26 protein-coding genes are annotated in these 23,135 nt (G+C 67.8%); 15 read left to right on the top strand and 11 right to left on the bottom strand.

The window, feature by feature from the left end:
• Positions 1-187 precede the first annotated feature (187 nt).
• Both ABIC30_RS27180 and ABIC30_RS27175 read left to right on the top strand, forming a co-directional pair.
• Positions 188-1,060: a MipA/OmpV family protein gene (locus ABIC30_RS27180; protein ID WP_020094298.1), complete on the top strand. Its 873-nt coding sequence runs from the start codon at positions 188-190 to the stop codon at positions 1,058-1,060.
• A 68-nt stretch (positions 1,061-1,128) separates the two neighbouring features.
• Positions 1,129-1,350 carry a heavy-metal-associated domain-containing protein gene (locus ABIC30_RS27175; RefSeq protein ID WP_026605107.1) on the top strand — a complete coding sequence of 74 codons (222 nt, stop codon included), beginning with the start codon at positions 1,129-1,131 and terminating at the stop codon, positions 1,348-1,350.
• Between the two features lie 133 nt (positions 1,351-1,483).
• Here ABIC30_RS27175 and ABIC30_RS27170 read toward each other — a convergent pair whose 3' ends face one another.
• The gene (locus tag ABIC30_RS27170; protein ID WP_020094296.1) at positions 1,484-1,633 is read right to left on the bottom strand and encodes a hypothetical protein; all 150 of its coding nucleotides are present in this window, start codon (positions 1,631-1,633) and stop codon (positions 1,484-1,486) included.
• 406 nt (positions 1,634-2,039) lie between these two features.
• Here ABIC30_RS27170 and mnmG point away from each other — a divergent pair, with 406 nt between their 5' ends.
• The 4 genes from mnmG to ABIC30_RS27150 all read left to right on the top strand — a co-directional run bounded on the left by mnmG (position 2,040) and on the right by ABIC30_RS27150 (position 6,382).
• Entirely contained in the window at positions 2,040-3,941 is a 1,902-nt protein-coding gene (mnmG, locus tag ABIC30_RS27165) for a tRNA uridine-5-carboxymethylaminomethyl(34) synthesis enzyme MnmG (RefSeq protein WP_020094295.1), read from the top strand.
• A complete protein-coding gene (gene rsmG, locus ABIC30_RS27160; RefSeq protein ID WP_354456390.1) occupies positions 3,938-4,573 on the top strand; it encodes a 16S rRNA (guanine(527)-N(7))-methyltransferase RsmG in 636 nt (211 codons plus the stop codon). The genes mnmG and rsmG overlap by 4 nt, the downstream gene beginning before the upstream one ends.
• Positions 4,570-5,427, top strand: coding sequence for a ParA family protein (locus ABIC30_RS27155; protein WP_020094293.1), 858 nt, complete (start codon positions 4,570-4,572; stop codon positions 5,425-5,427). The genes rsmG and ABIC30_RS27155 overlap by 4 nt, the downstream gene beginning before the upstream one ends.
• 61 nt (positions 5,428-5,488) lie before the next feature.
• Positions 5,489-6,382, top strand: a complete 894-nt coding sequence (locus ABIC30_RS27150; RefSeq protein WP_354456393.1) for a ParB/RepB/Spo0J family partition protein — start codon at positions 5,489-5,491, stop codon at positions 6,380-6,382.
• 555 nt (positions 6,383-6,937) lie between these two features.
• On the opposite strand, the gene holA is transcribed toward ABIC30_RS27150, so the two are convergent.
• From holA to ABIC30_RS27135, 3 genes are all read right to left on the bottom strand, one after another.
• Positions 6,938-7,975, bottom strand: coding sequence for a DNA polymerase III subunit delta (gene holA / locus ABIC30_RS27145; RefSeq protein ID WP_234081398.1), 1,038 nt, complete (start codon positions 7,973-7,975; stop codon positions 6,938-6,940).
• Between the two features lie 6 nt (positions 7,976-7,981).
• Positions 7,982-8,527 (bottom strand): LPS assembly lipoprotein LptE, encoded by a 546-nt coding sequence (locus tag ABIC30_RS27140; protein WP_056533523.1) that lies wholly within the window; start codon positions 8,525-8,527, stop codon positions 7,982-7,984.
• A gap of 168 nt (positions 8,528-8,695) precedes the next feature.
• Positions 8,696-9,655 carry an AEC family transporter gene (locus ABIC30_RS27135; protein WP_056533525.1) on the bottom strand — a complete coding sequence of 320 codons (960 nt, stop codon included), beginning with the start codon at positions 9,653-9,655 and terminating at the stop codon, positions 8,696-8,698.
• Between the two features lie 543 nt (positions 9,656-10,198).
• Here ABIC30_RS27135 and ABIC30_RS27130 point away from each other — a divergent pair.
• The 3 genes from ABIC30_RS27130 (at position 10,199) to ABIC30_RS27120 (ending at position 12,592) form a co-directional block, all read left to right on the top strand.
• Positions 10,199-11,110 carry a phosphotransferase gene (locus tag ABIC30_RS27130; RefSeq protein WP_354456389.1) on the top strand — a complete coding sequence of 304 codons (912 nt, stop codon included), beginning with the start codon at positions 10,199-10,201 and terminating at the stop codon, positions 11,108-11,110.
• A 209-nt stretch (positions 11,111-11,319) separates the two neighbouring features.
• Entirely contained in the window at positions 11,320-11,868 is a 549-nt protein-coding gene (locus ABIC30_RS27125; RefSeq protein WP_354456388.1) for a GNAT family N-acetyltransferase, read from the top strand.
• 187 nt (positions 11,869-12,055) lie between these two features.
• Positions 12,056-12,592 (top strand): GNAT family N-acetyltransferase, encoded by a 537-nt coding sequence (locus tag ABIC30_RS27120; RefSeq protein ID WP_354456387.1) that lies wholly within the window; start codon positions 12,056-12,058, stop codon positions 12,590-12,592.
• Positions 12,593-12,994: 402 nt separating this feature from the next.
• Here the strand turns inward: ABIC30_RS27120 and ABIC30_RS27115 are convergent, their stop codons facing one another.
• The 4 genes from ABIC30_RS27115 to ABIC30_RS27100 form a co-directional block, all read right to left on the bottom strand.
• Entirely contained in the window at positions 12,995-13,219 is a 225-nt protein-coding gene (locus tag ABIC30_RS27115) for a GNAT family N-acetyltransferase (RefSeq protein WP_354456386.1), read from the bottom strand.
• 18 nt (positions 13,220-13,237) lie between these two features.
• Positions 13,238-13,474, bottom strand: coding sequence for a hypothetical protein (locus ABIC30_RS27110; RefSeq protein WP_354456385.1), 237 nt, complete (start codon positions 13,472-13,474; stop codon positions 13,238-13,240).
• Between the two features lie 321 nt (positions 13,475-13,795).
• A complete protein-coding gene (locus ABIC30_RS27105) occupies positions 13,796-15,397 on the bottom strand; it encodes an ABC transporter substrate-binding protein (protein ID WP_354456384.1) in 1,602 nt (533 codons plus the stop codon).
• A 1,207-nt stretch (positions 15,398-16,604) separates the two neighbouring features.
• Positions 16,605-16,871 (bottom strand): hypothetical protein, encoded by a 267-nt coding sequence (locus tag ABIC30_RS27100; protein ID WP_354456383.1) that lies wholly within the window; start codon positions 16,869-16,871, stop codon positions 16,605-16,607.
• Positions 16,872-17,233: 362 nt separating this feature from the next.
• Between ABIC30_RS27100 and ABIC30_RS27095 the strand changes: the two genes are divergently transcribed.
• Positions 17,234-17,539 (top strand): hypothetical protein, encoded by a 306-nt coding sequence (locus ABIC30_RS27095; RefSeq protein WP_012329792.1) that lies wholly within the window; start codon positions 17,234-17,236, stop codon positions 17,537-17,539.
• A gap of 244 nt (positions 17,540-17,783) precedes the next feature.
• Positions 17,784-18,200 (top strand): hypothetical protein, encoded by a 417-nt coding sequence (locus ABIC30_RS27090; RefSeq protein ID WP_043759045.1) that lies wholly within the window; start codon positions 17,784-17,786, stop codon positions 18,198-18,200.
• Positions 18,201-18,229: 29 nt separating this feature from the next.
• Here ABIC30_RS27090 and ABIC30_RS27085 read toward each other — a convergent pair whose 3' ends face one another.
• Together ABIC30_RS27085 and ABIC30_RS27080 are read right to left on the bottom strand one after the other, a co-directional pair.
• Positions 18,230-18,748, bottom strand: coding sequence for a hypothetical protein (locus ABIC30_RS27085; RefSeq protein WP_354456382.1), 519 nt, complete (start codon positions 18,746-18,748; stop codon positions 18,230-18,232).
• 19 nt (positions 18,749-18,767) lie between these two features.
• Entirely contained in the window at positions 18,768-19,346 is a 579-nt protein-coding gene (locus ABIC30_RS27080; protein ID WP_354456381.1) for a hypothetical protein, read from the bottom strand.
• On the opposite strand from ABIC30_RS27080, the gene ABIC30_RS27075 reads away from it, so the two are divergent.
• From ABIC30_RS27075 to ABIC30_RS27060, 4 genes are all read left to right on the top strand, one after another.
• A complete protein-coding gene (locus ABIC30_RS27075) occupies positions 19,345-19,845 on the top strand; it encodes a hypothetical protein (RefSeq protein WP_043759044.1) in 501 nt (166 codons plus the stop codon). The genes ABIC30_RS27080 and ABIC30_RS27075 overlap by 2 nt on opposite strands.
• A complete protein-coding gene (locus ABIC30_RS27070; protein ID WP_354456380.1) occupies positions 19,842-20,480 on the top strand; it encodes a hypothetical protein in 639 nt (212 codons plus the stop codon). Before ABIC30_RS27075 ends, ABIC30_RS27070 begins: the two co-directional genes overlap by 4 nt.
• Positions 20,481-20,610: 130 nt before the next feature.
• Entirely contained in the window at positions 20,611-20,904 is a 294-nt protein-coding gene (locus ABIC30_RS27065; RefSeq protein WP_354456379.1) for a hypothetical protein, read from the top strand.
• Between the two features lie 496 nt (positions 20,905-21,400).
• The gene (locus ABIC30_RS27060) at positions 21,401-21,874 is read left to right on the top strand and encodes a GNAT family N-acetyltransferase (RefSeq protein WP_354456378.1); all 474 of its coding nucleotides are present in this window, start codon (positions 21,401-21,403) and stop codon (positions 21,872-21,874) included.
• Positions 21,875-22,706: 832 nt separating this feature from the next.
• Here ABIC30_RS27060 and ABIC30_RS27055 read toward each other — a convergent pair.
• On the bottom strand, positions 22,707-22,967 hold the full coding sequence (locus ABIC30_RS27055; RefSeq protein ID WP_354456377.1) for a hypothetical protein: 261 nt from the start codon (positions 22,965-22,967) through the stop codon (positions 22,707-22,709).
• Positions 22,968-23,135 lie beyond the last annotated feature (168 nt).

The raw sequence follows: 23,135 nt of genomic DNA, 5'->3' as shown, positions 1-23,135 counted from the left end.
CACCCCGCCCGGCAAGGCTCAGGGACCGCGATGGCGCGTCGCCACCTGTTAATTCCGGGCGGTGTGACGCCCGCGCCCGCTGGAACGTTGCGGATTCATCACGGCGGACCCGATTGCGGGGCGATCCGGGGAGGGTTGCGCGGCTTGCGAATGCGGACGGGATGAAAAAGGATCATAAAGCGTGGCCATGACGCCCGCCCCCCCGCGTACTCCCCGATTTCGCGCCGTTCTCGGCGCCGGCGCGCTCCTCGCGACCCTCGGCACGACGGCGCCGCGGGCCGCGGATCTCGGCGCGGATCTTCCGCGCACCACGCCGACCTTCGCGATGGTCGATCCCAACACTTGGATCGTCACGCTGAGCGGCTCGATCCAGGCCGTCCCGCGCTATCCGGGCGCGAGCGACTACACGGCCGTCGGTTACCCGTCGATCGACATCCGCCGGGTCGGCGAGCCGCGCCGCTTCTCGACGCCGGATGACGGGTTCAGCTTCTCGCTCTTCGACACCGAGTCGTTCCGCGTTGGCCCGACCGCGCGCTTCGTGCCGGGGCGCTACTACGGCGACGACCGGCGCCACCTGTACGGTTTCCGCGACGCCCGCTTCGCCGTGGAGCCCGGCGTGTTCGCGGAGTTCTACCCGGTCTCGTTCATCCGGACCCGCGTCGAGCTGCGCCAGGGCGTCTACGGGCACCACGGAACGGTCGGCTCGGTGGCGGCCGACTACCTGATCCCGGCGGAGAAGTTCCTGTTCTCCATCGGGCCGCGCCTCAATGTCGGCGATGCCAGCTACGCCCGGAAGTACTTCGGTGTCTCGCCGATCGAGGCGGCGCTGAACGGGCGCGTCACCCCCTACGATCCGCGCAGCTTCTACTCGGCCGGCGTGCTCGGCGGCATGACCTACACGCAGAGCGAGACCTGGGCCTACACGGCCTATGCCGGCTACACCCGGATCCTGGGCGCCTCCGGCGACAGCCCGCTGGTGCGGCGCCCGTTCGGCAACCCCAACCAGTATCAGTTCGGCCTGCGCATCGATTACGCCTTCCGCATGCCGGCGCTGTTCTGAGCCGACACCCGGCTTGCGCCGGCCCCGCCGGGCCCCGACATCCCGGGGAAGCGGTTATGGAGGCCCCGATGGACGAGACGCGCGCCGACCTGCTGATGCGGGTCGAGGGCATGACCTGCGACGGCTGCGCCGCCGCGGTGACCCGCACGGTGAAACGAATCGATCCCGCGGCCGACGTGCAGGTCGACCGGGACGCCGCGCGCGTGGCGATCCGCACCGACGCGCAGGCGCTGACCATCGCCGAGGCCCTGACCAAGGCCGGCTACACCGCGACGGCCATGACCGGCTGAGCCGGCTCGGCGTCCCGCGTTCGCGGGCCGCGGGTGGCACCGTGCGGCCGTCCGCGCGCACGGTGCGGTCCTCCCGGCCGGCGCGACGCTCGGCCGTGAAGCCTGGCCCGAGACGACGCGCCCCCGCCCCCCCTCAGGAGCGGCTCAGGAACATCCCGGTCAGGAGCAGGGCGAAGCCCGCGAGGCCGAACAGGCCTTCCTTGCGCCGGGTGCGGTCGAGGAAATGGGCGGCGGCGCCGGCCGCGCAACAGGCGGCGCCCAGGCCGATTGTCAGCGACGACATCTCGAGTCTCCTCCTCGCGCGTCGCTCGGCGGCGCGGCGAAAACGGTCCCTCTCGTGGGCCTGCCGGACGGCGTTGTCCGCACAGGATCGCGTCACGGCGCAAGATTTGCACGGCCCGCAGCTGCTGACAAGGCGCGACGCCCAAGTCCTCGCGGGATCCGCGACAGCAATGCGCGCGGGAACGACAGATCTTCGCGCGGCGGGCCTTCTGAATACCGCATTCAGAGGAGCCGCCGGCGCCGGCGAAGGGGGCGTCGTTGCGGCGGGCGGGACGCGTTGACCCGCGCGCCTTCGCGCGCTTAGACCTCCCGGCAGATCCGCCGGTCCCGCGCCCACCCGCCGTGCACGGCCCGGGGCGCTCCTCGCACCCGCGGCGGGATGTCCGCGAAAGGCTGCTCGGTACCCGATGCTCACCCCCTCCTCCGCCCGGTTCGACGTCGCGGTCGTCGGCGGCGGCCATGCCGGCGTCGAGGCCGCCGCCGCCGCGGCGCGCTGCGGCGCGCGCACCGCGCTGGTCACCCACGATCCGGCGACGATCGGGGTGATGTCCTGCAACCCGGCGATCGGCGGCCTCGGCAAGGGGCACCTTGTCCGCGAGGTCGATGCCCTGGACGGGCTGATGGGCCGGGTCGCCGACGCGGCCGGCATCCAGTTCCGCCTGCTCAACCGCCGCAAGGGACCGGCGGTGCGCGGCCCCCGGACCCAAGCCGACCGCAAGCTCTACGCGGCCGCCATGCAGTCGGCCGTGGCCGGGACCGAGGGGCTGACGGTCATCGCCGGCGCCTGCGAGGACTTGGCCTTCGACGCCGAGGGCCGCCTCCGCGGCCTCGTCCTGGCCGACGGCCGGACCCTCGCCTGCGGCGCGGTTGTACTGACCACCGGCACGTTCCTGCGCGGCCTGATCCATATCGGCGGGCGGCAGATCCCGGCGGGCCGCGTCGGCGAGGCGCCGGCGGTCGGGCTGGCGCGGACTCTCGACCGGCTCGGCCTGCGCCTCGGGCGCCTGAAGACCGGCACGCCCCCGCGCCTCGACGGGCGGACCATCGACTGGTCCGGCCTGGAGATGCAGGAGGCCGACGCCGAGCCGGTGCCGTTCTCGACGCTGACCGAGCGGATCACGACGCCGCAGATCCGCTGCGGCATCACCCGGACGAGCCGGGCGGTCCACGACCTGATCCGCGCCAACCTGCACCGCTCGCCGATGTATTCCGGCGGCATCGCCAGTCGGGGCCCGCGCTACTGCCCGTCGATCGAGGACAAGGTCGTGCGCTTCGGCGACCGGGAGGGGCACCAGATCTTCCTGGAGCCCGAAGGTCTCGACGACCCGACGATCTACCCGAACGGCATCTCCACGGCGCTGCCCGAAGAGGTGCAGCACGACCTCGTCCGCCTGATCCCCGGGCTGGAGCGGGCCGCGATCCTGCGGCCGGGCTACGCCATCGAGTACGATTACGTGGACCCCCGGGAACTCGACGTCGGCCTCCAGGTGAAGAGCCTGCCGGGCCTGTTCCTGGCCGGCCAGATCAACGGCACGACGGGCTACGAGGAGGCCGCCGGCCAGGGGCTGGTGGCCGGCCTCAACGCCGCCCGGCACGCGGGCGGCCTCGGCATCGCGGGCTTCGACCGGGCCGAGTCCTATCTCGGCGTGATGATCGACGACCTCGTGACCCAGGGAGTCAGCGAGCCCTACCGGATGTTCACCTCGCGCTCGGAGTACCGGCTGTCCCTGCGGGTCGACAACGCCGACGCCCGGCTGACGCCGCGCGGGATCGCGCTGGGCTGCGTCGGAGGACACAGGGCGGCCCATTTCGCGGCCGGGCAGGCGGCGCTCGACGCGGCGCGCGCCCGCCTCGACGCGGTGAGCCTGACGCCGAGCCAGGCCGCGGCCCACGGGATCGTCCTGAACCGCGACGGCATCCGCCGCACCGGCTTCCAGCTCCTCGCCTACCCGGAGATCGGCTGGTCCGACCTGGCGGCGGTGTGGCCGGACCTCGCCGAGGTCGCCCCGCGGATCGCCGACCGGATGAAGACCGACGCGACCTACGCGGTCTATCTCGACCGGCAGGACGCCGACATCGCGGCCTTCCGCCGTGACGAGGCCGTGCGCCTGCCGGCGGGGCTGGACTACGCGGCGATCAGCGGCCTCTCGAATGAGATGCGGGTGAAGCTCGAGACGGTGCGCCCCGGGACCCTCGGACAGGCGGCGCGGATCGAGGGCGTGACCCCGGCCGCCCTCACCCTGCTGGCCGCCCACGCGCGGCGCGGCGCGCGCGCGGCGTCGGCCCCCGCGGACCGGCTCCCGGCATGAGCGATCCGGATCGCGCCCGGGTTCTCGCGGCGGCCGATGTTTCACGTGAAACAGCCGAGCGGCTCGACCTCTACGTGGCGCAGCTGCGGCGCTGGCAGCCGATCAAGAACCTTGTCGGCCCCGCGACGCTGGCGGAGGTCTGGAGCCGCCACATCGACGACGCGCTGCAGCTCCTCGACCTCGCGCCGGAGGCCCGCACGTGGCTCGATCTCGGCTCCGGCGCGGGCATCCCGGGCCTGATCCTGGCCATTGCCGGCCAGGAGCGCGGCGTCCGGGTCGACCTCGTCGAGAGCAACGCGCGCAAGTGCGCGTTCCTCACCGAGACCGCCCGGCTCACCGGGGCGCCGGCCCGGGTGCGCAATGCCCGGATCGAGGCGGTGATCGGCGAGTATGTCGGGACCGACGTCGTCTGCGCCCGCGCCGTCGCCCCGATGGCGCAGCTCCTCGCCTGGACGGAGCCTCTGTTGAAAACGGGCACCACCGGCCTGTTTCCGAAGGGGCGGGACGTACAAGCCGAATTGACCCAGGCCGGCGCGCAGTGGAGAGTCGTTAACGACCTCGTGCCGAGCCGGACCGATTCCGAAGCCCGGATCGTGCGCGTCACTGCCCTCGCCGCCCCGAGCCACCGATGAGCGAAGCGATCCTCGGCGACCCCGCCGACAGGTCCATGGATTCATCCATGCGACGCCCTCTGCGCGTTCTGGCGCTCGCCAACCAGAAGGGCGGCGTCGGCAAGACCACGACGGCGATCAACCTCGGCACCGCCCTGGCGGCGATCGGCGAGGACGTGCTGGTCGTCGATCTTGACCCGCAGGGCAACGCCTCCACGGGTCTCGGGATCGACCGCGCCAAGCGCCGGGTCTCGACCTACGAGGTCATGGCCGGCGAGGCCTCGCTGGCGCAGGCCGTGGTCCCCACCGCCGTGCCGCGGCTGTCGCTGGCGCCCTCGACCATGGACCTCCTCGGCCTGGAACTTGAGCTGGCCACCCTCCCCGATCGGGCGCACCGGCTGCGCGGCGTGCTGAAGAGCCTGACCCAGGCGCCGAGCCTCAGCCGGATCAGCTACGTGCTGATCGACTGCCCGCCCTCGCTCAACCTGCTGACCATCAACGCGCTGGCGGCCGCCGACGCGGTGCTGGTGCCGCTGCAGTGCGAGTTCTTCGCCCTGGAGGGCCTCAGCCAGCTGCTGCGCACCGTCGAGCAGGTCCGCGGCGCCCTGAACCCGAAGCTGACGATCCAGGGCATCGTGCTGACGATGTTCGACCCGCGCAACAACCTCTCCGCCCAGGTCGTGGCAGACGTGCGCGGCTTCATGGGCGACAAGGTCTACGAGACCGTGATCCCCCGCAACGTCCGGATCTCCGAGGCGCCCTCGCACGGGAAGCCGGCGCTGCTGTACGACCTGAAATGCGCCGGCAGTCAGGCCTACCTGCGCCTCGCCTCGGAGGTGATCCAGCGCGAGGGTCGGGTTCCGGCCGCGGCCTGACGGGTTTGAGTCCCCCTCCCGGTTCGAGGGGCGAGTGTGGAGCGTGACACGGGTGGCGATCATGGCGGAGGAGGGGGCGAAGCCTCGACTGGGGCGCGGGCTCGCGGCGCTGATCGGTGACTTCAACGAGGCCGGCAAGGCTTCGGCCAAGGCCGAGGAGCAGCGCCGGGTCCCGATCGAGTTCCTGCGCGCCAACCCGCGCAACCCGCGCCGGAGCTTCGCCGAGACGGAGCTGTCCGAGCTGGCGGCCTCGATCGGCCAGCGGGGCATCATCCAGCCGATCGTGGTCCGCCCGATCGGCGACGTGCCCGGGACCTTCGAGATCGTGGCCGGCGAGCGGCGCTGGCGGGCCGCCCAGCGCGCCGGCCTCGACGAGGTGCCGGTGGTGGTGGTCGAGATCGACGACCGCGGCTCCCTGGAATTCGCCATCCTGGAGAACGTCCAGCGCACCGACCTCAACGCGATCGAGGAGGCGTCCGGCTACGAGCGCCTGATGAAGGATTTCTCGTACACCCAGAAGGAGCTGGCCGAGATCCTCGGCAAGAGCCGCAGCCATCTCGCCAACACGCTGCGGCTGCTCAACCTGCCGCTGTCCGTGCAGGAGCGGGTCACCGCGGGCGAGCTGACCGCCGGCCACGCGCGCGCGCTGCTGGCTGTGCGCGATCCGGAGGCGACGGCGCGGCGCGTCGTGGCCGAGAGCCTATCGGTCCGGGACGTGGAGGCGATCGCCTCCGCGGAGGCAGCCCCGGCCGAGACGCCCCGCCCCGGGCGCCCGCGCCTCTCGGCCGAGCGTCCCGCGACGGTGCGCGACCTGGAACTGCGGATCCACCGGGCCCTCGGCGTCCCGGTCTCCTACAAGCCCAAGGACGCCGATTCGGGCGAGATCCGCATCCGCTACGAGACCCAGGACGAGCTGCAGGCGCTGCTCACCCGGTTCAAGGTCTCGGACGCCTGAAGGCCGCCTCCGGACGAAGGCGCCGCCTCGGCGGGTCCGTCGCAGGCCCGGCACGAGTGCGGCGAGCCGGGAGGCCGGCCGGTCCGGACGGTCCCGGCGGCGCGCCGCTGGGACCCCGCCCCGCAGCGCCTCGGCCGGGGTCGACTCGGCCGGGATCGACTCCGAGCATCAGCGTGGCGCGAGACCGGTCGCGCACCTCCTGCGCGGCGCAGGAAGCCCGCCGGTCGGGATCCGCGGCCGCGAGGGGGGCGCCGGCGTCGATCACGAGGCGTTCGCCGCCGCGACCGCGACAGGCCGGCACCTGCGTGCAGAGGAACCCTCTTGGCGCGTCGGGGAAGTCGATCCGCCCGGGGAGCATGTGCGCCCGTCCAGGAACACCTCGACGGAGACACGCGCGGCGCGAACCGCCTGCCAGCCGTGACAGATCGCCTCGAACCGGACCCAGCCCTCCGGGCCGGTCGTCCGGCTGCCGCGCAGGACGGTCCGGCCGGTCGTGGCAACGTTTCCCGCCTCCTCTGCGGGTACGGTGCGACCGCCCTCCCCCGACGAGGCGCCCTAGCGCCGCCGCCGCGCCCCCGCCTCGGCGACCCGCAGGAGGGCCGCCGAGGCCAGCGCGTGGGCCAGGTCGGGCTGCGCCCGCCGGCAGGCCAGGATCGCCTCCTGCAGGGCCGCCACGGCCTGACGGAGCGTTCCGGCCGGCCACGCGCCGAGTTGGCCCTCGATGCTGGCCCTGCGCTTGAAATGCAGGCCCCGCCACGTCGCGACCATCATGGCGGGCGTCTTGTCGGGATTGTCGAGGCGGGTGGTGAGCAGCGTCAGGGCATGCCGCAGCGCCGAGCTCAGCACCACCCCCGGGTCGAGACCCTCGTGCCGGAAGCGGCGGTAGTCGCGCTCCACCGCGTCGCGGCGGCCGTCGAAGGCGGCGTCGATCAGGGTGTTGAGCACGCTCGCCGCGACGTCGCTGGTGACGGCCTCCACGTGCTCGAGGGTCACGGTCCTGTCCCCCTCCCCCGCGGCGTAGAGGGCGAGCTTCTCGATCTCCATCAGGCTCGCCCGGCGGTCGCCGCCGAGGCTGCGGGCCAGGACCTCCCGGGCGGCGCGGTCGATGCGCAGGCCGCGCTCCTGGAGGGTGCGCTCGATCAGGTCCGAGAGGGTCCGCTCGTCGTCGGCGTAGCAGGGAATCGCGAGCGCCTTCGGCGAGCGCTCGCAGAGGGTGCGGAGCGGGTTGTTCTTGGCGAGGTCACCGGCCTCCACCACGATGCGGGCGTCGGCGACGGTCGCGCCGAGCACCGCCTCGACGGCAGGCGCGTAGTTGCGGGTGCCGGGCCGGACCCAGATCGACCGGCGGCCGCCGAACAGGCCCATCGTCCCGGCCTCGTCGCACAGCCGGCCCGGATCGGAGGCGAGGGCGTCGCCGTCGATCCGCACCAGCGCGAACGGGTCGGCCGGGTCGTCGACGAAATCCTCCGCGAGCTTCCGGGCCCGCTCGGTCACCAGACCGGTATCCGGCCCGAAGACCAGGATGACGGGGATGCGCGGATCGGGCCCGCGCCGGATCAGCCCCTCGATCTCGCCGGCCTTGACCGCCGTCACGTCGGATTACGGCTTCGTCGAGAGGACGGCGGCGAGGCGGCTCTTGATCTGGTCGGACAGCACGCTGGCCAGACGGATCTCGGCGTCCCGCGCCGCCCGCTGGCTGGCGAAGCGCTGCACCGAGCGGTCGTAGGTCGCGGTCGAGGTGGCGACGCCCTCGGTATAGACCTTGGTGCCGCCCATATCCTCGAGGCTGTACTTGATGTTGGCCACCAGGGTGCCGGCCTCGGCGCGGCCGGTGGTGGAGGAGACGATCGGGGTCTGCACGATCTCGGAGCCCGAGAGCTTCAGCCGGTAGCGCTTGGTCGCCGGGTGGCCGGACCCGTCGAGGTCGAAGACCAGCTCGCTGCGCAGGTAGTGGCCGAGGCGCTCCTGGCCCTGGGCCATCGCGACGTCGTCGACCTGGACCGAGGCGAGCAGGGCCTGGACGGATTCCCCCGAGGCGGTCGGCCCGTAGAGCGGCCGGAAGCAGGCCGAGAGGCTCAGCGCCAGGCCGGTCGCGCAGGCGAGGCGGGCGATCCGCCCCGCGATGGAAACTCCCGAACCCACCATCCGCCGTCGTTCCGCCCCTGCCTGTCGGATCGTTCTAGCGCGGACACGGCGTTCCGCGCCACGACGCTACGGGGCAAACGTTACGATTCCTCTGCGGCAAGAGCGTGGTCGCCCGGTTTCCGAATGTGAGGCCGCGGCCGTCCGGAGAGCCCGGGATCACCGGGCCGCCTAGGCGATCGCCGCGAGGTAGGCCGAGACCGTCACGACGGCCAGCACGGTCGAGACCAGCACCACGGTGGCGGTTAGGTCGGCCTCGCGCCGGTAGAACTCCGCCAGCATGAACGGCCCGGTGCCGGTGGGGAGGGCGGCCATGAGCACCGCGGTGTGCAGCAGGAGCGGGGGCAGGTCGAACAGGTAGCGGCCGAGGCCGTAGGCCAGGAGCGGGTGGAGCACCAGCTTCAGGCCGACGAGCAGCGCGGCGGTGCGCCCCTGCCCGCCCCCGGTCTGGCGGGGCTGGGCCAGGAACAGGCCGAGCGCCACCAGAGCGCAGGGCGCCGCCGCGCCGCCGAGGAGCTTCAGGAACGTGGCCACCGCGTCCGGCACGGCGAGGCCGGCGCTCGGCACCAGCGCGCCCAGCGCCGGTGCCACCAGCAGCGGGTTGCGCACCAGCGAGCGGCCGACCGTCCACCAGACGGGCCGGCGCGCCCCGCCGCCCCTCCCCGACGCGGCCGCCTCGCGCCGCAGACCGGTCTCGATGAGCACGATCGCCACCGCGAAGACCCCGCAGACCGTGAGGATCGCCGCCACCGTGGTGGGCGCGAGCGCCTCCGGCCCGAAGGCGACGAGCGCCAGCGGGAAGCCCATGAAGCCGGTATTGGCGTAGCCGGCGTTGAGCCCGTCGACCGCGGCGTCGGCCAGCGGCCGCCCCGCCCCGCCGCGGATCAGCACGGCGAGGGCGAAGATCGCGAGGCTGCTGAGTCCGAAGGCGCCGATGAAGCCGGGCTTCCAGATGGTGCTCCAGTGGGCGTGCGCGGTCACGTCGAACAGCAGCGCCGGCAGGGCCAGGAAGACCACGAACCGGTTGAGTTCGGTGGTGGCGGCGGCCCCGAGCACGCCGACGCGCCGGGCCAGCCAGCCGGCGAAGATCAGCGCGAAGATCGGCAGCACGACCAGCAGGGTCGAGAGCATGGCGGGTCCGGGTCGGAGGACGATGCTCCGGCCTTAGGACGGTTTCCGATCCCGGCTCCAGTGCCGGGGACGGGGACCTGCCATGCCGCGGCCCCCGCTCCCGGACATTACCACCGATAACCGCAATCGACTGGTGAACTCGACGGGCTAGCCATTGTGGTGGAAGGGCTTTCAGGCTTGATCATGGGATCGAAGGTGAGTCGAAGATCGAATTAAGTCGATGGCCTTTCCGAGCGGATGGCCTTGCCCGACACTCAAAGCGGCCTTTTCCACAGCTTCCTGGGATTTCGGCAGGCCGTAGCGGATTTGGTCGCATCAGGCGCCGGCTTCAGCAGCCAATGCATGAAACGGAGGCTCCATCAGACAGCTGGCAAATTTCGCGAGCCGCCAGATCGTCCTGCCTGACCTACTGCTTGGGGTGGTTTCGCGCCGGTCTGCTTTCGGGCAGTGGTTGATGGAAGCGGGCATCGCCTACGCACCCGCTCACGACGCGTAAAAGACGCGAGCGCTGCTGGCCTGGATCGCGCATGGTAGGCCGAGACGATGAGCGACCTCGACATCCACGCCCTCTCCCGATGCTATGGGCGCGTGTTCGCCGCCTGCGCGTTGGTGGTCCCGGGCGCGAACCGAACCTACCGTCTCACCGCGGACGACGCCGCCTACTACTTGCGGCTCTACCGGCCTACCGGCCGATCCGCAGCCGAGATCGCGTTCGAGATGTGCTTGCTGAACGAGGTCCGGCCAACGCCGGGCATCGATGTGGCGCGACCGATCCCGACCGCCGATGGTACGGATTGCGCGCGCGTGCCGTTCGAGGGCGTGGACCGTGTTGCTGGCCTGTTCCACGCCCTCGACGGTCGGCCGCTCGCCGACGACCCGGAGGATGTAGCGCTGTTCGGCTCGGCGCTGGCGCGGCTGCACGGGGCTCTCGCTGGGATCGAGGCCGGCGGTGCGCGTCCGCTTGATCCGGCAACCCTGTGCGCGCACCCCGCCGCAGTGCTGGCGCACATTCCCGGTGGCGAGGCCGTACGGCGCGCTGTGGACCGATGCCGGGCGGAGATGCTGGCCGATCCTGCTATGCATGATCTACCGGCGGGAAACTGTCACGGGGACGCCCGGCTGGCCAACGCCGTCGTTCAGGACGGCACGATTGGCTTCTTCGATTTCGACGATTGCGGCTACGGTCCCTACGTGGTGGATCTTGGGACTGCGACTTGGCATTTCGTGCGCGGTGATCCGGCGAAGACGGCGACACTCGTCGCCGCGCTTTTGGCGGGCTACGAACGCGTACGCCCACTGTCTAGGATGGAGCGGCGAGCCCTCCCGCACTTCGTCAAGCTTGCCGAGATCCGCGCGCTGCTGTTCCTCGCGGGGTTCTGTATTCTCGCGGAGGATCTCTGGCCGCGCGTCTTCGACCAAGCGACGACCATGCTGGATCGGAGAGTGACGCTCTGACGCCGCGTCGCGCGCGACCGTCTGCTTCTCACTCTGAGGTGAAGTTGCCAAGCGTCTGACGAACGTCCGCTTCCTGGGAACGCGGCCAGCGCTTCCGGCGACCGGGTTGGGTCGCAATCAGAACGTCGGCTCGGGGTGGATTTCTGCCGGGCTGCTTTTGGACGGCAATGCCTTGAAGCAGACGGCAGCTACACGCATGCTCACGTGCCATGATGGGCATTGGGACAACCTGTTCTGCCGGAACGATCCCATACACTTCAACCGGAGGTACGCCGATGGTCCGTCTAGCAGGAGTGCAGGACCTTCGATCGGTCGCAAGCTTGTACCACCGTGTTTGGCATGAGACCCACGGCTCGCACATGCCGCATGCAGAACGCGAAGCGCGAGATGAGGGCTTCTTTATAGGCCGCATTGCCTGCCTGATGCCGAACGTCGTCGTCGGCGAGGATGATGGCACGGTCGTTGGGTTTGTCGCGTGGAAAGGCCCACTACTCGGCCAGCTCTTCCTCGACGCTGCTGCCCGCGGTTCCGGTTTCGCACAGTGGCTCATAGAGGCGGCCGAACTAGGGCTACGTGACCAAGACGTCCGGGAGGCCGAGCTGCACTGCCTCTTTGGCAATGTACGCGCGAGGCGGTTCTACGAGCGCGTTGGTTGGCGCGTGCATGGGATCATCGCTGAGCCGGTCAAAGGCGACGCGGCCGGCGAAAAACGTGACTTCTGGGTGATGCGCAAGTGCCTTGCCCTTCCGGTCCCATAGATGGGCAAAGCGACGTTGCCAGACGGCCGTCCACTGGATGCTCAGGGTGGATTTTTGCCGGGCTGCTTTCGAGGAGCTAGAAATCGAAAGCGGACCTCTTCTCTCAGCAGGCGGAAGGATCGTCTGTGATGAAACGCTCACCCCTTCGCCTTGTCGACAAAGCGGTTGTCGAACACGGGCGGGATCCATGATTGCGACGCCCCGTCTCCTTCTGCGGCCCTGGCGTGAAACGGACCTTCCGCACTTCGCGGCTCTGAATGCGGATGTTGAGGTTCGCCGCTGGTGGTCGGCTGGAACGCTCAGCGAGGCGGATAGCAATGCCCAAGCGAACGAGCTTCAGCGGCACATTGAGGATAACGGGTTTGGCTTCTGGGCGGTCGAGGCACCGGGCGTCAGCCCGTTCATCGGCTTCGTTTGTCTCCAGAACGAGAGCGACGACATGCCGTTCGCGCCGGCTGTCGAAGCAGGATGGAGATTGGCTCGGGCATATTGGGGACGAGGCTACGCGGTCGAGGCAGCCAAAGCCGCCTTCAAGGATGGCTTCGAACGGCTTGGGCTAGACGAGATCGTGGCCTACGCGGTTGAAGGCAACATGCCTTCGCGCCGGGTCATGGAGCGGCTCGGAATGCGTCACAACCCGCACGATGACTTTGATCACCCCCGCCGTGCGCCGAACGACCCGTTTAAGCGCCACGTCCTGTATCGCCTACGTAACTCCGGATGACTGGCATTCCGTCAGTATCAAACATCGACCGGCTTGCGGCAGGTTGGCGGTCTTGATGGTGGCGCGCGTATCGGATGACCTCCCAGGGTGGTTATCAACCAGTCCGCTCCCAGAAAGCGGATGCATCAGAACGGACATAGCCGCGGGGACCGCTCACACCCCTTAGAGGATGGTCATTCGATACAGGTGCCCATGAACAGCCCAGCATCGCAGTCAGGCCTACCCAAGCCCGCGTGCGCGAGGAAGTAGAAGAAGACGGCAAAGAACAGCACCCCAGTGAGCGCGGCTAACACCAGTGTTCTAATCGCCGATTTCATCTCCCTAGCCACCACATTCGAGTTGCACTTTCAGCCCTCAAGGCCTTTCTTTTTCTGAACCTTTGCGAGCGCTCGCGTCGAGGGTTCAAAGAGATTTTGTGTACACCGCGTAGGGGACGCCATGGATGTCCGGCGCGTCTCGCAATTTCTCGAAACCCATACGTAGGTACATGGGTAGCGCCACAATCATGATGGGCGATGTGTGCAAGGCAACTATAGGTGAATGGTCACGTCTTGCTCGCTCAAGACACGTCTCGGTGAGCATTCTCCCAATGCCTCCAGCACGATGCGATGGCGAGACGACCAACATTCTGATGATTGGCCAGGCCTAATCAAAAAAAGCGGCTTTCGGCTTATGGGGGCCGACGTAGGCGACGCCGCCAACGACTTCCCCATTCCTTTCGGCGATGATGAGCTCGCTTGTTTTTGCCAAGTCGGCCATTCTACAGACGTTAGATGCCATCGCCGGCCAGTCTGCGTAAAACGACTCGAATTGCTTGAATGCCGCAAGTGCAACGCTACCGATTGCGGCCTCGTCGCCTATCTCGAACTCGCGTAGCAGCATGATCTGATGGCACCATAGCCGTTTCGAGACTCCCATTCTCAATGCCGCGCCGAAAATCGACAACAGGCTGCTTCCCACTCCAAAACGAAGTTGCCCGGCCTCCGACGAACGATCGCTTTGAAGAAGCGCCAATGACAGCCTGTGCGGCCGGGTTGGGTCGACAGCCGAAGGGCAGCTCGGGGTGGAAACGCGACCTTCTGCTTTTGGCCGCGAAGGCTAGAAAGCCGACGGCCTTAGCCGTATCGCCACCTCTTCTGACGAGCACGAACGCCAAGCATCTATCCGGCGAGAACCGTCGCCTTCGTCACGCTCAGTAGACCTCTAGGACGCTCGCCGCACGTTCCAGAACACAGACAGGTTCTTGACCACGTCCCGGAGATCGTCCCGATAGGCAGTCCGGCTGAGATACTGGCCGAGGGGCAGGTAGGGCACCTCCTGCATCGCCACCGCTTGGATGTCGTGGGCGATCTTCCTACGGCCGTCCTCGTCCGGCGCCTCGATCCAGGCCCCACGCATGGCCTCGATCTGCGGGAGGTCGGGCCAGCCGAAGAAGCCCGTCTGCACGCCGCCGCAGCGCAGCACCTGCTCCACCGCCGGGTTCAGCATGTCGAAGCCGGACCAGTCGGTGCAGAAGATGTTCCAGCCGCCCTGATCTGGAGGCGCCTTGTTGGCCCGGCGGGTGACCATGCTGCCCCAGTCCGAGACGGCGTGCTGCACGTTCATGCCGAGGCGTTGGAGCAGGTCGTTCATCACATCGCCCATCGCGGCCAGCCGCGGCAGGTCGCCCGCCGCCAGCAGGACGACGCGCTCGCCCTTGTAGCCGGCCGCGATCAGGTCCCGCTTCGACCGCTCCAGGTCGCGCGGACGTGTCAGCGCGTCGAGACCCACATCGGAGGCCATAGCCGTGTCGGGAGCGAAAAGGCCGACGCCGGTCCGGATCAGGTTCGGATCCGTCCCGTTGATCGCGGTCATGAAGTCTTCTTGCGAGAGTGCCTCCAGCAGCACGCGGCGAACCGCAGGCTTGTCGAAGGGTGGGTGCAGGTGGTTCATCACCCCGGTGCCCATCGTCCCCAGCCGGCCCGATAACGGCGTGACGATCCCGCGGTCGGCTCCCAGTGTTGGAAGCAGGTCGTTGATCGGGTTCTCCCACCAGTCGACCTCGCCGTTCTTCAGCGCGGCTGCGGCCGTGCTGGGATCGGGCATAGTCGTCCACTCGACCCGGTCGAAATGCACCCGCTTCGGCCCGGCCACTCCCGAGACCTCCCCGTCCGCACGGGGCACGTAGTCGGGATTGCGGTCGTAGACGACGCGGGCGCCGACGATGCGCTCGCGGGCATTGAACCGGAACGGACCCGAACCGACGACCTCGGGGAGCTGCTGCTTGGGGTCGAGGACAGCCAGCCGCTCGGGCAGGATCAGCAGCGCCGGGGGGCCGAGCTTCGACAGGGTCGCCAGCATCAGGCCGTAGGGCCGGTTGAGGCGGATGGTGAAGCTGCGATCGTCAAGGGCTTCCATCGCGTCGGTGCGCGCTAACAGCAATTGGCCGAGGTTGTCGCGCGGCGCCCACCGCCGGATCGAGGCGACGCAGTCGCGCCCGCGCACCGGCTCGCCGTCGTGGAACTTGAGACCCTCCCGCAGGCGGAAGGTCCAGCGCTTCCCATCGTCCTCCACCGTGTAGCCCTCGACCATCTGCGGCTGAGGCCGGAGATCGCCGTCGATCGCGAAGAGCTGGTCGAACACCAGCAGCGCGTGATTGCGCGTGACGTAGGCGCTCGTCGTAAGTGGGTCGAGGATCGTGACATCCGCCTGCGGCACGAAGCGCAGGGTCCGCTGACGAGCGCTCTGCGCGAGCGCGGGCCGGGTGGGGAGGAACGAGGCGGCGCCTAACGCGGCGGCGGCCCCGAGAAAGCTTCGACGCAGCATAGCCTGAGGCCTCGACAGTTGCGTTGGAAGCGACCTGTCCTCCCAGCCGAGCAGGCGGTACTTCCCGTCGCGCACCCTACCATGCTGAAGCGGCTTTGGGCTGCACCGCATCACCTTACGCCGGTTTGAACATCGGCCAATTTGTCTGCTTTGCGAATGCCCGAGGGACGCTCAGGACGTCCGGGAGGGGTCGCCAGCGGATGGACCGCTTGGGGTGGTTAGCCGTCTGTCCGGTTCGGGACGGCAGAGGCATCTAAACGGACAGCTTATTTTTACCAACGCTCCGACCTGAGTTGGCAAGGGCATCGATCGGATGAGGGGCCACAAGGCGACGCTGAGTGTGGGGTCACGCGGTTGTCGCGCTCACGATGGTAGGGGGTGGGTGCCAAGGCGAAATGCCTTCGCCCATACCGTCCATCAGAATGCTACGTGGCTCTCTGATCGCACGGTCATGCTACGCTTCCTTGCGCGTCCGTCTCAACAGCCGACGCCAGCAAGCCATCGGACCCCGCGTTGACACAAATGGTCCGAGGGAGGGAGCCCGCCCGGCATAGCTGCGGCGGGCTCCTGCCTAAAAGCTGGTGTCCTACCAGTTCGTCTGCCCGACGCGCAGACGCTCAATCATGGCCTGGGCTTGAACGCGGGCCTTATCTTCTGTCGGGAGCGGAGTATCGGAGCGCTGGACGAGCTTCCCGTGCTTACGGATGGCCCAGTGATAGCCGCCAGTCGCGCGCTTTGATGGGACGAGTTCGAAGGTGAAGGGCTCAGTCTGCTGAGCTTCGCTCATCCCTTTGGTTCCCGTCCGACAAATTCAGGCTGGAAGCACGTGGAGCATGCCGCCAAGCGCTCCAAGCGCTCCGAGGCCGATCAGTCCCCATACGATGTACAGACGCATCCAGCTCTCCTCAACGGTCCACGAGGGCTGAACGTCTTCATGTTCGTCAAACCAATCGGTCACTGTGCTGCATCGGGTTCGGTGGGGAAGTCCCGTGCCCTATGACCCGGACACGACAGCGAGGTGACCTTGACCGTTATGCTCAGACCCATTCTGCAGTGCGCGCATGGCTCTGCCGCGCGTCCTTCCGGACGTCTTTCTTGCAGAATTTGATAGTGAGCGGCTCGGCCTCGTCAGCCATCCGATAACTGAGGGCAAAGTCGTGCAGTCGTTGCGTGCGTTCTGAGCCGCTTCGCGTTGCGCTGTGTCAAGCTATTCGTCGCGCGGGGGGAGGCGCTCTTCGAGGTGGGTCGCTGCATCCGCATATAGCTCGAAGCGCCGAAGCAGGACCGCGCGCTTCTCAGGCTTTCGTGCCGCATCCACCTTCGACTTCGCCTTGTCAGCGCGCTCGCGCATTTTCTTGGCCAACTTCAGGAAGGCGTCGTTGATTTTGGCATTCACCTTCTCGGCTTCGGCGTTCGCAGCGTCCTTGTGGTCTCGTAAGGAGCCGGGGAACGTGCTCTTTTTGTCCTTGGCCATGATTGCCTCCGTCGATCTGTCGGCGTTTCAACGTCATGAATTCGATTTGATTAGTCACGTCTGGCTACAGGAGTTCGTCGGATCCTACTGAGCGGCTGCGCTCGACGGGAGCAGCCTAACCGCTTAGCTCCGAAGCCATAGCTCGCCAGCCTTCATGCCGGCGGCGAAAGAGGGGCGCGCCGAATTGCAGGCGCGCCCCAAGTGCGTTCCGGTCTCACGAAGAACGTGCTCGTTCGGTAAGCCCTCACGCTCGCGTGAACAATGCGCCCCATATAAGAAGCTACAGGTGTGGCCTTGTCATCCAAATGTCGCATCGACTGAGGGTCGGAAGCCGGTCGAGTTCGCAGCGGAGGGGGAGCGTCATGGCATCGATTAGAGAGATCGCAGAAGCGCTGAGGGAGATCGCCAGGCCGGGCATGAAGCCGAAGGCGATCCGGAACGCGATCCGTGAACGACATCCAGAGGCGAGTAAGAAGGAGATCGTTCGCGCCGCCTTCTACGCCGTGACGGAGGCTCCGACCTCTGCTGACGCAGCGACCGCAGAGCTTCATGATTTTGCTCTGGCTGAGCGCATAGCCGAAGACAACGCGGATGTGGTGGTGAAGGTGAGCAAGCGCAAAAAGAAGAAGCGCTCGACGGACGGATCGGAACGTTCGCTGGCGCACTGATGCGCGGGAAGCCGCTTCTGGCTCATGCGATTGAACGTCTGTTTCCGGGAGAGGCTTCGATGCGCCCTTGCGACCGCGTTGGGTCGATCTCCGACAGCCTTCGTCGAGAGGCTGCACGGACTCATGGGAGGGACAGGCGCAGCACCACGCTGACGGGCCGAGAGGTGGAAATCCCTTTCCGTCCCTTTTATCCTAGAGCCGTGCGACCTCATCGTCGGAGACAACGTTGAAGCCAGGAGGCTCCATGACACGGGCTGGGAACGATGCACGGCTGTCCCTCGACTATGTGTCCGTCGAGGATCTGAACGCAGCTCTACGCGTGTTCCGCCGGCTGCCGCTGGAGCTGCTGGGCTTTCTGGTCCTGTTGCCGATCGTCCTCATCGGACTGTCTCGGCTCGGTACGGCCCTCAATCCGCCCTACGGTCTTTACATCTTCGGGTGGGATCTCGTGACCTGGGGCCTGCTCCTGATGCTCGCCCTGCTGTTCGGCCTGCTCTGGTGGCGGGGACGACAGGTCGGGCGCCTCTTGAACGACCGGGACATCCTCGCTTCGCCAGTGATGAGCCTGCTGTCGGTGCCCGGTATCTTGGCCCGGCGAGCCCAGACACTCGGCATGGAATGGACCGGCTTCTACGGACCGCTCCGTCCAACACGGAAGTGAACCAGCGCCAGCACTGACCGGGTCCACGCCTATGGGCACGGATTGGGACCGGTCGACGTGGTTTCCGTGTGGCCCGCCGCCTCCGCGAGCCGCACCGGTATGATCCGCACCAGACCGCGCCAGACCACGACGATCAGACCGAGGCAGACGAGCCACGACAGCAGCCAAATTTCGTATAGATCGGCCTCCATCGCGAATTCCCCATCGAGTCCGAGCCACACAGCGAGCCTGTGTGGAAACGGCAGGCTCGACATGAGCGCCAGGCGCAAGGCAGGAACCGACAGGAGCGACGCTCCAAAGATGAGCGCGGCAGCGCGGTACAGGGGTCGGGCCGCACCGTCGAGGGTGCCCGCGAGGCCACCGAGCAAGGCCGTACCCACCCAGAACGCGAAGGGCTGTGAGGTCGGGTCATGCGCTGGGCCGACCTCCGGCCCGCCGGGCAGGCGGGGGAAGAGGATGAAAAGCGGGGCGAGACCGAGGCCGATGAGCAACACGAGGGGAGGCGCGTGGAGCAGACGCCTCACTCGGCGGCTGACGGGCTCGTTCACCGGCCGTCCCGCGCCGCGCTCAGCCACTCTCGCCGTCCGCTCTGTCGAAGGCCTTCAGGACCGCTGGATCCTTTCCGTAGCGGCGGCGCAAGCGTGCCTCGTCCGCGTCGATGGCGTCGCAGCGCAGCGCCTTCGCCGCGGCGGCGATCTCCCGGCCGCGAGCCTCGTCGTAGGCGTCCTCGCCACCCCAGTGATTGCAGCCTCTTCGCCGCGTCACGTAGGCCTGAGCGTCGGCCGGGAGCCTCGGCGCGGCTCCGGCCGGCTTCACCGGTGCGGCCGACAGCGGCTGAGCCATGAGGGCAGCGGCCGCAAAGGCGACAGAAGCGACGCTTCGCGCATGGGCGGACGGTCGTCCTGGCATGTCATCCCTCTTCTCGCTGGGCTGTTCCTGCGTGTGCGCCACCGTGACAAAGCGCTGCGCGATGCGGATAGCATCGGCTTCTTCCCTGCGCGCGTCCCCGTGGCCAGCACCCGCGCCGTCGAGGCGACCGGCCCGGTTCGGTGGCGCCCGACGCCGCGGCGGCATCCACCATCTCATCCGCTCCATCACCCCGCGCCCGATGTCCGGGCCGGCATACCAGAGGGAAATCGACCGCATGCTCTCACGCCGCGACGCGCTCGCTTCCGCCACGCTCCTGCTCTGCGTGTCGGCCGCTTGGGCCGAACCGACACTGGGGCTGGCCGAGCGCCGGGCGATCGCCGCCTATCGTGAAGGCCGCTTCCCGGCGCAGGAAAAGGCGGTTCAGGAGGCGGCAGGCTTCCCCGTGCCGGTCGAGGTGGCGTGGGATCAGCTCACCATCCCGGGTGACGCGCCGTACTACGCGGATCCGGGCTACTTCGAGACGACGATCTTCGAACCGCTGGCGGCGGGTTTGCGGGACGTGACCAAGGACCAGATGGGCCGTGATGCCCTGCGGGCGAAGCTTAAAACGGTTCGCATCCGTTATGACGAGAAGACCGCCCCAGCCTCGGCCTACCAAAACGGCCTGAAGTTCGAGGGCGGCGTGCTCGACGTGAACTGGCGCCCCTTCGCGAACGTGGCCGACTTCAAGGACCGGGTCGAGGCTGTGGTCAAGGTTCTGGAGAAGAACCTGTGAAGCTCTGGACTTGGGTCAAGCGCGGCAGCACTGTGAGCTTGCTTGCTCTGACGTTTGCCCAGGGCGGCGGCGCGGCGGCAGAGACTGCACCGCGATCGGGTCGTTACGGCAGCCTCGTCCTCGCGGTGCGGGGCAGCAGCGTATCGGGCGTCTTCGCGGACGTGCGCGGCGGGATCAACGGCATGCCGTCCTTCAGCTGCATCTTCCTCCTACGCGGCACGCTGTCCGGCCCCCGCGCGGCGCTCGAGACTTGGTACCCAGGCGAGGCTGAGCGCATCGCCGGCACCCTCACCTTCACGGCAGAGGGGGCCGAGCTGAGACTGGTGGAAGACCATGGCGGCTGCTCGATGACGACGGGCAGCATGGTAGACAAGCCCTACACCCTGCCGCGGGAGGTGCAGGAAGAAGAGGCGCGACCTGAGAACTGGCGCGGTGTCGGACTGGTGACCGCTCGACGCGCCGCTCTCCGGACCGAGCTCGGCCAAGCCCCGAGACGGACCCCTTATCTTGTGGCGGACGACGCGGTCGTGGTGCTGGAGCGCCGGGAGGGCTGGGTGCGGGCGCTCTACCAAGGCGGCAAGGCGCCCGTTGTAGGATGGCTCCCGGCGACGGACCTAGCCGTCGAGGAGCCGTGACATGTTTCGTCGACCTCTCTCGCCGACGCGGCCTGTCCGGGCGGCGGTGCTCGGCGCGGCCCTTCTGAGCACCTCAACTGCCGCGGAAGCGCGACGCGCCGCGCTTCGGGCAGACGTCGAGGGTTACGCGATGGCTGCCTGTCTGACCCGGCAGGACGTACCGTACCTGCGCGAGCAGGGCCATCTGTGGGGCAATGCGATCTTGCAGCGCGGGCACGGATCAGTGGAGGATTGGACCACACTCGCCGACGCCGTCGGCGCAGCAGCCGCGCGGCAGACCATGTCCATGGCTCGAGGCGACGGAGCAGTTGATGACGCGCTGAAACCGATGCCGCTGCTGTTCTGTCACGAACTCGTCCGCAGCCCAGCGGTCCGCGCCGCCAAGGTTCGGGCGATGCGGCACTTGGCACCGGATTACCGATAGACCGACCGTCCCGACCGACGATCCCACAGGCGAGCGGGTGGCAGAAGCGATCCGTGAAGGCTTGGATCCTGGTCGTGCGCCCACCCCGTGAGCGGCCGATGGCTCGGCTCTGCTCCCCTTTTTGCCCCTCAGGCGCAGCATTGGGCCCTTGGCGGCGGAGTCGCATGGCACCTGGGAAGTGGTCCGCCCGCTCGGGTGAACGTCCCGAACGACCTGACCTTGCCCCCTTGGCTGCCCAGGGCACGAAGCCGATTGTAGATGGTCGCGTTCGGCCCGGTGAGGGCCCGCGGTGCGTCCGTCTGAACGTTCGCTTACGGCGGAAGCGTGGAAGCCTACGGCCCGGATCTGAGGCGAAGGTGTCTGCTTTCGGGGCGTGCTTATGGGTGTCCGTACGGCTGCCGTGGGTCGCTACCGGCACGGCCGCTCAGGGTGGTTTGCAGGTGGTCTGCTTTCCAGCTTAAGCCGTCCGATATCGGACCATCGGGGTCGATTGAACGTGGACAATTGGCACGACATCCATCTGTTGCCGGGGAAGCCAGCCGACCTGCCTTTGATCTTCCAACTCGAACGCGCCTACATCACGGATCACGAGCCACAGAACGTTCAGGCGTGGCAATCGGCAATGCATCGCCACCTCGAACAGTGGGTGCGTTGCCTGCCGGATACGGTGGTTGCCGCTGTCGGTGATGAGAAAGTCGGCTACATGTTCTGGGAGAAGGCGTCCCTGAATGCGACCCTGGCCTCTATCCACGTCAAACCCGATTACCGCCGACGCGCGATTGGGCGCTTGCTGCTGGCACGTTTCGAAGAGAATGCGGCTCGACTGGGATGCGAGATTGCTGAACTGCATGTGTTCGAAGGCAATCCCGCCATACACTTCTACGAGGCGGCAGGTTACACCGTTATCGGAAACGCAAATTCTTATGTGACCCTGTCAAAAGACCTGGATGTCCGGCGCAATCCTTCCTGAGTTTGCCGCCGCTTGGCACCATCCATCTCGCTGGCGCTCCGAATCAGTTCCTACTCCAAGTCAGGTGTTCGTCGTCCAACGCGAACCGATGGCTGCTTTGGGGTATCGCGCAATGCACCGCTAACGACTGGGTGGGGTCGGGAGCCGTAGGACCGTAGTGGGTGGTTTCCCGTCGGTCTGCTTTCGGACGGCAGATGCATCCAAGCGGACATAGCCGTGGGGACCGCTCTCGACCCTTAGCTGCCCTCAGCCGTTCCAGGTCCTCGGTGGGTTGCTGGCGTGAATGGCCGGATCGACACCCATAGCGCAATCAGCCCAAACACGGCGAACCATGAACCTACTATGGCGCTACAAGCTCCTCGCCAAAACGGCCGCCATCCATCCATATATTTCAGCAGATAAGTTGCCCTACGCCAGTCTGGATCAGCAATTCGTTCGGCGTTCCAAAACAGGAAGGCAGCGCAGAGCAGTAGGACGATTGCGTGGCAGAACCAAGCGCCTCGATCTCGGACGCTCTTAGGCTTCTTGTCGGGTTCGATGAGAGGCACGTTTCGACCATCCGAGACCAGATGCTTTTCCAAGCCTACCTGCGCTCGGTGAACAGCGGCTTCCCACCCTCTGCGGAAGTTGCTGCACGGCCGACAAACGACCGCTTTCGAAAAGCGTTTACGGGGATCCGGACGGCCGGGTTGGGTCGGATGCGGAACGTCCGCTCCGGGGCAAAAGACCAGGGGCCGAATCCTACGGGTGGCAGCATGTATTTCAAGACCACCGCGATCCAATACGGCGCAGCCCGACGCTGCGAGTTGGCTCGGGGGCCGGGAAAAAGGTGCTACCGCCGCAGACCGGTCGGCAGGCCCAGCTTGCGACGAAGAGTCGGATCCGACTGATGCCGATCAACCGGATGCCATTCGGCTTCGAGCTCCTCCAAGGTCAGACCTTTGAGGAAGGCGTTCTTCTGCCAGATGCATAAACGCTCGGTCAGACGGGCGACGTCGCGGCGCAACCTCTCGATCTCGGCCATGAGCGCGGCCTGCTCGCGCCGCTTCGCTTTCGCGGCGGGGGTGACCCGGTGGTTACCGGAAGCCTTCAACTGGTCCCGCCGGCGTTGAAACGCTTCCAGAATGATCCTGCGGCCATCGACGGTGAACTTGGCGAGCCCCTGTTATCAAGCGACATCCGGAACTGACCCCTTCGCGTCATGAGGATCTGACCCCCATGCTCATTTCCCACGCCTAGACGGGTGTGGGTTGGGGGACCG

Origin of the sequence: Methylobacterium sp. 1030, from assembly GCF_040544715.1 — a bacterium.
Classification (GTDB): domain Bacteria; phylum Pseudomonadota; class Alphaproteobacteria; order Rhizobiales; family Beijerinckiaceae; genus Methylobacterium.
The sequence above is the reverse complement of the archived record's forward strand: the minus strand, read 5'-3'. Positions and strand labels throughout refer to the sequence as shown.